8 protein-coding genes and 1 pseudogene are annotated in these 8,604 nt (G+C 69.8%); 5 read left to right on the forward strand and 4 right to left on the reverse strand.

The window, feature by feature from the left end; genetic code table 11:
• The 3 genes and pseudogenes from Q0C41_RS08860 to lexA form a co-directional block, all read right to left on the reverse strand.
• Positions 1–235, reverse strand: a pseudogene (locus Q0C41_RS08860) (DNA polymerase IV); the annotation flags it as partial.
• Between the two features lie 165 nt (positions 236–400).
• Complete coding sequence (locus tag Q0C41_RS08865; protein WP_291982947.1) at positions 401–736, reverse strand: DUF3467 domain-containing protein; 336 nt, start codon at positions 734–736, stop codon at positions 401–403.
• Positions 737–741: 5 nt separating this feature from the next.
• The gene (gene lexA / locus Q0C41_RS08870) at positions 742–1,347 is read right to left on the reverse strand and encodes a transcriptional repressor LexA (RefSeq protein WP_291982949.1); all 606 of its coding nucleotides are present in this window, start codon (positions 1,345–1,347) and stop codon (positions 742–744) included.
• 190 nt (positions 1,348–1,537) lie between these two features.
• On the opposite strand from lexA, the gene recG reads away from it, so the two are divergent.
• Genes recG through Q0C41_RS08895 form a run of 5 tightly spaced genes read left to right on the forward strand, consistent with a single transcriptional unit; the run spans position 1,538 to position 7,915 of the window.
• The gene (recG, locus tag Q0C41_RS08875) at positions 1,538–4,228 is read left to right on the forward strand and encodes an ATP-dependent DNA helicase RecG (RefSeq protein ID WP_291982951.1); all 2,691 of its coding nucleotides are present in this window, start codon (positions 1,538–1,540) and stop codon (positions 4,226–4,228) included.
• The gene (gene rsmD, locus Q0C41_RS08880; RefSeq protein ID WP_291982953.1) at positions 4,228–4,785 is read left to right on the forward strand and encodes a 16S rRNA (guanine(966)-N(2))-methyltransferase RsmD; all 558 of its coding nucleotides are present in this window, start codon (positions 4,228–4,230) and stop codon (positions 4,783–4,785) included. Before recG ends, rsmD begins: the two co-directional genes overlap by 1 nt.
• Positions 4,786–5,268 carry a pantetheine-phosphate adenylyltransferase gene (gene coaD, locus Q0C41_RS08885; RefSeq protein ID WP_291982955.1) on the forward strand — a complete coding sequence of 161 codons (483 nt, stop codon included), beginning with the start codon at positions 4,786–4,788 and terminating at the stop codon, positions 5,266–5,268.
• Between the two features lie 29 nt (positions 5,269–5,297).
• Positions 5,298–6,497 carry a pyridoxal phosphate-dependent aminotransferase gene (locus tag Q0C41_RS08890; protein ID WP_291982957.1) on the forward strand — a complete coding sequence of 400 codons (1,200 nt, stop codon included), beginning with the start codon at positions 5,298–5,300 and terminating at the stop codon, positions 6,495–6,497.
• A 5-nt stretch (positions 6,498–6,502) separates the two neighbouring features.
• Positions 6,503–7,915: an FAD-linked oxidase C-terminal domain-containing protein gene (locus Q0C41_RS08895; RefSeq protein WP_291983034.1), complete on the forward strand. Its 1,413-nt coding sequence runs from the start codon at positions 6,503–6,505 to the stop codon at positions 7,913–7,915.
• A 130-nt stretch (positions 7,916–8,045) separates the two neighbouring features.
• Here Q0C41_RS08895 and Q0C41_RS08900 read toward each other — a convergent pair.
• Positions 8,046–8,604 (reverse strand): hypothetical protein (locus tag Q0C41_RS08900; protein ID WP_291982959.1); only part of this gene is annotated, 559 nt, incomplete at its 5' end.

The following is an 8,604-nucleotide window of genomic DNA, read 5'->3' on the forward strand; positions in this document are numbered from 1 at the left end:
AGCGGTCGAGGATGCCGGGGACGAACCGGGCCTGCGGCGCCAGACGCGCCGCCTCCCGCAGCGACTGTCCTGGGCGGACGCCAGCCTGTCGCGCCACCCGGCAGGCCGCGACCACCTGGCCCGGCCCCGTCGCAGGGCCGCCGACGATAAGCGGCACGGTGGGCGCCAGGGCCTCCCAGCGGCGCTCGACATCGACCACGAAATCCGGAAGCACGAGTGTGAGCAGCGTCGCCATCGTTCACTCCCTGCACGGTTGGACGCCTGACGGAGAACAAAAGGCGAAGTATCACCGCACGAGAAGGGCGCGTCCCTGCGCCCGTGATGGGGGAGTGACGCGCCTCGCTGACCGGGTCTGACAGCGGTCGTGCCGCGGCGGACCGTCAGGGCCAGGAACCCCTCGTCAGTGCACCGGGTCCCCCGACCAGCCCGGCGCGCCCTGCTTCTGCGACTCCGTGAAGGCGCGCAGGTGCTCCTGCAACGCCGCGATCATCGTGGGGATGAACGGCACGGGGACGACAACCTTCGCCTTCACGGGGGCGGGGACGATGTGGTCCCGCTCGGCCGCCTGCACGTCCTGCGGCGAGAGCGGTTGGACTTCGCAGAAGGTCAGCGTGAAGTCGAACGGCGTGTTCGCCACGGCGCAGAAGTTGGCGTAGACGCGCGGGACGTCGGGCGTCTCGGCCGGCACGATCGTGAAGTTGATCTGGCGGGACTCCGGGGGCGGCTGCTGGCTCATGCCCGTCAGTATCGCCGCATTACGCCAATCACCACGCCCTGCACCTGCACGTCAGCCGCCGGCACCACGATCGGCGCCATCGTCGGGTTGGCCGGCTGCAGGCGCACCTGATCCTGCTCCTTGTAGAACTTCTTGAGGGTGACGTCGGAGCCCGTGAGCAGCGCGATGACCATCTCGCCGTTACTCGCCGTCTTGCGGTCCTCGACGATGACGAAATCGCCGTCGCGGATTTGTTCGTCGATCATCGAGTCGCCCTTGACGCGCAGCACATACGTGTCGCGCTTGCCGACCAGCGCCTCGGGGACCGTGATGGTCTCGGTGCTGGTGATCGCCTCGATGGGGCGACCGGCGGCCACATACCCCAGCAGGGGCAGTTCGAGGGCCCGGCCACCGATGCGGGCCGGGATGAGCTCCACCGACCGGCTGCGATTCCAGGCGCGCTTGATGAACCCCTTGTCCTGCAGGTTCGTCAGGTGCTTGTGGACCGTCGCCAGCGACGACAGACCGAAGCGGCGACCGACCTCTTCCAGACTCGGGGCGTACCCGTGCTGCTGGATGAAATCGTTGAGGTAATCGAGGATTTCTCGCTGACGTTTCGTGAGCGGCTGCACGATGGGAACTCCCGGTCACTCCGGCCACGGCCGCCCGACACTGGGCGTGGGCGAGGATGGCGGGAGCGTATGCAAATAAAAAGCGAAAGTCAAGCCGTCCGACCAAATTCCGAATGCTAGACTCCAAACGCTCAGTGGACCCGATGCCGACCCCGCCGCTTTCGCCTCGTGCCGTTCGATTCGCCGTGGCGTGCCTGGCCGTCGTGACCACCCTCGCCGCCGGCGCGCCGGTCTCGCTGGTGGGCCGGGCGGCGCACGCGGCCGCCGGCAGTCGCCTCGCACAGCACGGCATCGCCGCTGCCGACCGCATGCAGCAGAAGCTCGAGTCGATCGTGCGCTTCGGCGCCATTCCCCGCCTCGAGACCCAGAGTACCGTCATCGAGGAAGCGGAAGTGAACGCCTACATGGCGCACCACCTGCAGGCCGAGATCCCACCGGGCATCTCGACGCCCACCTTGCGGATCCTCGCCGACAACCGGCTGAGTGCCACGGCCACCCTCGATCTCGACGCGATGAATGCCGGACGCCCCCCGAGCGAGGGCTTCGATCCCCTGCGCCTGCTCACCGGCACGCTGCCCGCCAGTGTCAGCGGGCGGCTCGTGACCGAGAACGGGACCGGGCGCTTCGAGCTCGAGACGGCCCAGCTCGGCGGCATCCCACTGCCGCGGGCGCTCGTGTCGCAGCTCGTGGCGCGGTACGACGTCAACATCGACGATCCCTTCGACCTGCCCTCGAGCATTCGCGAGATTCGTGTCGAACCCGGACAGGTGACCGTCCTGCAGTGACCCCGGACGACCCCCTCCAGGCCCCGCTCGGCGACCTGCCCGGCGTGGGGCCGTCCCGTGCCGCCGCCCTGGCGTCTGCGGGCCTGCACACCGTCGAGGATCTCCTCCTCCGTTTTCCCCTGCGGTACGAGGATCGCGGCCACATCGTGGCGATCGCCTCGCTGCGCCCGGGCGTCGCGACCGTCTCGGGGGAGGTGCTCGAGGCGGAGGTGCGGCCGACGCGCCGACCCCGCTTCACCGTGTTCGAGGTCACCGTCGGCGACGCCAGCGGCACGGCCCGTGCCGTGTTCTTCAATCAGCGCTTCCTGGCGCAGGTGTTCCGTCCCGGGCAGCAGGTCGTGCTGCACGGCAAGGTCGAGTGGACCAGCCTCGGCGCCCAGTTCCAGTCGCCACAGTACGAGTTCGTCGACGTCACCGCCCTCAGTGACGGCGACAGCGTGCACACGGGCCGCATCGTGCCCGTGTACGAGCGGATCGGCCCGCTGACGCCGAAGCTGCAGCGCGATCTCGTGGCCCGGGCGCTCGATCGTCTGCCCGAGTCGATCACCGATCCGCTGCCGCAGGAGGCCCGGCGCGCCCGTGGCCTGCCGTCGCGGCGCGAGGCGCTGCTCGACACGCACTTCCCGCCGGAAGGGACCTCGGTCGAGCTGCTGAACGCGTTTCGCACGCCGGCGCAGATCCGCCTGATTCTGGAGGAGTTCGTCCTGTTCCAGCTCGCCCTCGCGGAGCAGCGGGCGCGTGTGGTGACGCGGGCGAAGCCGCATCGGGTGGAGGTGTCCGAGGCGACGCGAGCGCTGGCCCGCCGCGTGCTGCCGTTCACGCTGACGCCCGGACAGAAGGAGGCCCTGCGCGACATCGTCACGGACCTGCAGCGGCCGACGCCGATGAATCGCCTGCTGCAGGGCGACGTCGGTGCTGGCAAGACCATCGTCGCACTGCTGGCCGCCGTGGTGGCGATGGCCAACGGGCTGCAGGTGGTGCTGATGGCCCCGACCGAGTTGCTGGCCGAACAGCATGCCCGCACCGTCGCCGCGCGCCTCGCCGACACGCCGTTCCGGTCGGTGTTGCTGACGGGCAGCCAGCGCAGCGTGGCGCGGCGCGACGCGCTGGCCTGTATCGCCTCGGGGGAGGCCCAGCTCGTGATCGGCACCCACGCCGTCCTCGAGGACCCGGCGATCTTCAACCGGCTCGGGCTCGTGATCATCGACGAGCAGCACCGATTCGGCGTCGGTCAGCGGGCGCGCCTGCGCAGCAAGGGGGCGCTGCCCGACGTGCTCGTCATGACGGCGACGCCGATTCCCCGGACGCTCACGCTCACGGCCTACGGCGACCTCGACGTGTCGGTGATTCGCGACCTGCCGCCCGGCCGTCAGCCGGTGCTGACCACGGCCAGGCCGGAAGTGCGGCGTGAGGAGGCCTACGCCTTCGTGCGCGAGCAGGTCGCCGAGGGGCGCCAGGCGTACGTGGTACTGCCGATCATCGAAGACAGCGACAAGATCGACGTCCGCGCGGCCGTCAGCATGGAGGCGGATCTGCGCGCGGGGCCGCTGGCGGGGCTTCGTCTCGGCCTGCTGCACGGCAAGCTCAAGGCGACGGAGAAGCAGGCGGTGATGCAGGCGTTCGTGGCGCACGCCCTCGACGTGCTCGTGACCACCACGGTGATCGAAGTCGGCGTCGACGTGCCCAATGCGAGCGTGATGATCGTCGAGCACGCCGAACGGTTCGGCCTCGCGCAGCTGCATCAGCTGCGAGGGCGTGTCGGGCGCGGCGCAGAGCAGAGCTACGCCATCCTGCTGTTCGAGCGTCCCCTGAGCGAGGACGCGCGCGAACGCCTGAAGGCGATGACCGACACCACCGATGGCTTCGTGATTGCCGAGCGCGATCTCGCCATTCGCGGGCCCGGCGACATGTTCGGCACACGGCAGGCCGGGATGCCGACGCTGCGCATCGGCGATCTGCGCCGCGACCAGGATCTGATGACGGAGGCGCATGCCATGGCCCGCGTGCTGATGGCGCACTTGCCCCCGGACGCCGTGTCGCGGCGACTGGCCCGCCAGGCCTGGGCCGGGCGCTTCAACCTGGCGCAGGTCGGCTGATGCGAATCATCGCAGGGACGCTCAAGGGCCGCGTGCTGCAGGGACCGACATGGGACGGGGTGCGTCCCTCGTCCGACCGCCTGCGCGAGACGCTGTTCAACATCCTGACGCCACGCGTCGCCGGGGCGCGGTGGCTCGACGTCTGCGCCGGCACCGGCGCCGTGGGCATCGAGGCCCTGAGTCGTGGCGCGGCTGCCGTGACGTTCATCGACGAGGACCCCCGGGCCACCGCACTCGTCGCGGCCAACCTGCGCAAGTGCCAGGTCACCGAGGGCTATACTATCGAGCGGCGCAACGCGCTCGCGCGCACGCCGGCCGTTCGCGGCGGACCCTTCGACATCGTGTTCCTCGACCCCCCGTACGCGCAGCGCTCGCTCGAGCCCTGGCTGCACCTGGCGGCCGGCCTCATCGCCCCGGACGGCCTCGTCGTCCTCGAACACGCGTCACGTCTCGAGGCGCCAGCCGCGGTGCCGGGCCTGACGCTCGCGCGTCGCCTTCGCCAGGGCGACAGCGCGCTCGCGTTGTACGAGCCCGGTCCGTCCGGGACGGAGGTCTGAATGGCCGACGGTCGCACCGCCCTCGTCGCCGGGTCGTTCGATCCGCTCACCAATGGTCACCTGGACGTGGTCCTGCGTGCCCGCCGGCTGTTCGACCGCGTCGTCGTCGCCGTCCTCGTCAATCCCGGGAAGTCGCCGCTGCTCACGCTCGACGAGCGTCTGGCCCTGATCACAGAGAGCGTCGCCGGGGCGCCGGGCATCGAGATCGTCGCGTTCGACGGCCTGCTCGTCGACGCGGCCACCCGCCACGGCGCCTCGGTGGTCGTCCGCGGGCTGCGCTCGGTGACCGACTACGAGCACGAGTGGCCGATGGCGCGGATGAATGCCGCGCTGCTGCCCGGGCTCGAGACCGTCTATCTCCCTGCGGCGGGGGAGTTCGCGCACGTCAGTTCGAGTCTCGTCCGACAGATTCATGCGATGGGCGGATCGATCGGGGCCTTCGTGCCACCGGCCGTCCTCGCACACCTGCGTCGCCGCACCTAGGCCTGCCCACACGCCGCCGAGAACACCGCATGCTCGCAGAACGCACGACCCGCATCTCGTCCTCCCCGACCATGAAGGGGCTCATCGCCGCGGAGCGCCTTCGACAGGCTGGCGTCGACGTGGTCGACCTCAGCGCGGGGGAGCCAGATTTTCCGACGCCAGCGCACGTGAAGGAGGCGGCACACGCCGCCATCACCGGCAACTTCACCAAGTACACGCCCAACAGCGGGACCACCGAACTGAAGCGGGTCATCGCGGCGCGCTACAAGGCCGACTACGGGGTCGACTACGACGAGGCCGAGATCATCGTCACCGCCGGCGGCAAGCAGGCGCTGGTGAACGCCGCGCTCACCGTGTTCGGCCCCGGCGACGAGGTCATCACGCATTCGCCGGGCTGGCCGACCATCGTCGAGCAGATCAAGCTGGCCGAGGCGACGCCGGTCATCGTCACGGCCTCGCCCGACGACGGGTTCGCCCTGCGTGCCGATCCGTTCCTCGCGGCGATCACTCCGCGGACGCGCGCCATCGTCATCAATTCGCCGGCCAACCCGACCGGCGCGTTGATGACGGAGGGCGAGATGATTCGCATCGCCGACGCCGCGGCGGCCCGCGGTATCTGGGTCATCCTCGATCTCTGCTACGAGAAGCTGATCTACGACCCGGCCGCCCACAACCTGCCCCGCGTGCTCGTGGAGCGGATGCGCGATCGCACGATCCTGACCGGGTCGGCCTCCAAGGCCTACGCGATGACGGGGTGGCGCTGCGGCTGGTTGCTCGCCTCGCGCGAGGTCGTCGCGGCCTGCAACGCCATCCAGAGCCATTCGACCAGCAACGTCTGTTCGATCACGCAGAAGGCCGTCGTGGCCGCCCTCGGCGGGCCGCAGCAGTGTGTCACCGACATGCTCGACGAGTATCGCCGGCGGCGCGACTTCATCTGGGCCTTGCTGTCGACCGAGCCGCGTCTGGTCTGTGCCAGGCCGGCGGGCGCGTTCTACCTGTTCGTGGACGTCTCGGCGCTGCTGTCGCCGGACGGCCTGAGGACGAGCGCGGCGTTCTGTCAGGCGCTCCTCGAGACCAAGCACGTGGTGGTCACGGCAGGGGAGGCCTTCGACGCGCCGGGCTTCTTCCGCGTGTCGTACGCCGCGTCGATGGAACGACTCGAGGAAGCCGCGCGCCGCATCCACGCGTTCATCGGCGACCTCGACGCCGGCGTCCACCCGCCGGCGTGACCGGCATGGCCGCCGGCCCGCCCTACGGACCAGTCACCGAGGCGTTTGTCGACGCCCTTCGCCTCGCCGTCGGCGCCGAGCACGTGCGCACCGACGACGAGGCGAGGGCGACGTATGGCGCCGACGCCCTCAAGAAGGGGCATCCGGCCGACGTCGTGGTGTGGCCGGCCGACACCGCCGAGGTGGCAGCCGTGCTGCGCCTCTGCACCGCCCATCGCGTGCCGGTCGTGCCACGAGGTGCCGGCACGGGCTACACCGGCGGGGCCGTGCCGTCCTTCGGTGGCGTGGTGCTGGCGCTGCAGCGCCTCGACCGCATTCTCGAGATCGACGAGCGCAACCTGCTCGCCGTCGCCGAGTGCCACGTCGTCACCGGCGACCTCCAGCGTGCCGTCGAGGCCGTCGGTCTCTTCTATCCGCCCGACCCCGCGAGTCTGCCGACGTCGACGATCGGCGGCAACGTCGCCGAGTGCGCGGGCGGTCCGCGCGCCTTCAAGTACGGCGTCACCAAGCGCTACATCCTCGGCCTCGAGGCTGTCCTCCCATCCGGCGAGATCATCCACACGGGTGGCAAGAGCGTGAAGAACGTCGTCGGCTACGACCTCACCCAGTTGCTCGTGGGATCGGAGGGGACGCTGGCGGTGATCACGCGGGTGACCGTCAGGCTCGTGCCGCTGCCGCCGACGCAGGTCACGCTGCGGGCGACGTTCACGACGATCCGGGCGGCCGTGGACGCCGTGACGAACCTCATTCGGGCGCGGGTCGTCCCGTCGGCGCTCGAGCTGATCGACGGCGACTCGCTCGAGGCCGTCGCGACGAATCTCGGCACGCGCGCCCTGGCGCCCGAGGGAACGGGGGCGCTGCTCCTGCTCGAGGTGGACGGCCTGCCCGAGACGGTGGCGGAGGAGGGACGACGGGTCGAACAGGCGTGTCGGGAGGCCGGCGCCACCGAGGTGCTGGTGGCGCACGACCAGGCCACGCGCGAGGAACTGTGGCGAGTGCGGCGGGCGCTGTCGCTGTCGCTGCGCGTGCTCGCCCCGATGAAGGTCAACCACGACGTCGTGGTGCCGAAGGGACGCGTGCCCGAGCTCTTCGACCTGATCGACCGCCTGCGCGCGGCCTCACCCGGCGTGCGCATCCCGTGTTTCGGTCACGTCGGAGACGGCAACATCCACGTCAACATGATGCTGGATCCGGCGGACCCCGTGGCCCTCGAGGCCGCCCGGGTGGCCGAACGTGCGCTGTTCGAGGGCGTCGTGGCGCTCGAAGGCTCCATCAGCGGCGAGCACGGCATCGGCTTCTCGAAACTGCCGTTCGTGCCACTCGAGCTCTCGCGCATCGAGATCGACCTGCAGCGACGCATCAAGGCCGCCTTCGATCCGCTGAACATCCTGAACCCGGGGAAGATGTTTCCCGAGTAGAGAGGCAGAGAATTTCAGAATTTCAGAATTTCAGGATTTCCGTACCACCTTGGCGATCCGGATCAGGGCGGTGCCAACGAGATTCTGAAATTCCGACGTCTTGCATTTCTGAAATTCTGCACTTCTGCAATTACTGGTTGGTCACCAACAGCACCGTCTCGAGGTCTCGGGACGGATCGGGCCACAGGAGGGTGCGCAGCCGGACGCCGGCGGGGTTGAAGTACTGCACCTCGGCGAGCGTGCTGGTGTGGAGGCCGTGCTCGCGGGTGAGCCGGTCCAGGTCGTCCCGCGTGATCACGCAGAGCACGCGCCGGGGCTGACGCAGGAACTCCACGACCTGCTCGGGCTGCACCAGGTCCGTCTGCTTGACGCCCGTGTAGAACACCAGATTGCGCACGAACACGCGGTACGTGGCCGACGGCTCGTGGCCCTGGTAGGCCGCGGCGTACTTGCGCGCCATCACCTGCACCGGCTCGAGATCGGCGGCCGAGGCCACCGAGTAGTGCAACGACAACAGGGTCGCAATCGAGGCCACGGTCATGGTGACCGGCAGCACCCAGCGCCGCCGCGTCCAGCTGGCGATCAGCACCGAGACCGCTCCCGCGGTGATGATGCCGGTGCAGACCAGGGCGAGCGACGGCGTCAGCACGAACAGCAGCGGGCGCGCCCGGTGCAGCAGGATACCGAGG

The organism is Luteitalea sp., assembly GCF_022842525.1.
GTDB lineage: Bacteria > Acidobacteriota > Vicinamibacteria > Vicinamibacterales > Vicinamibacteraceae > Luteitalea.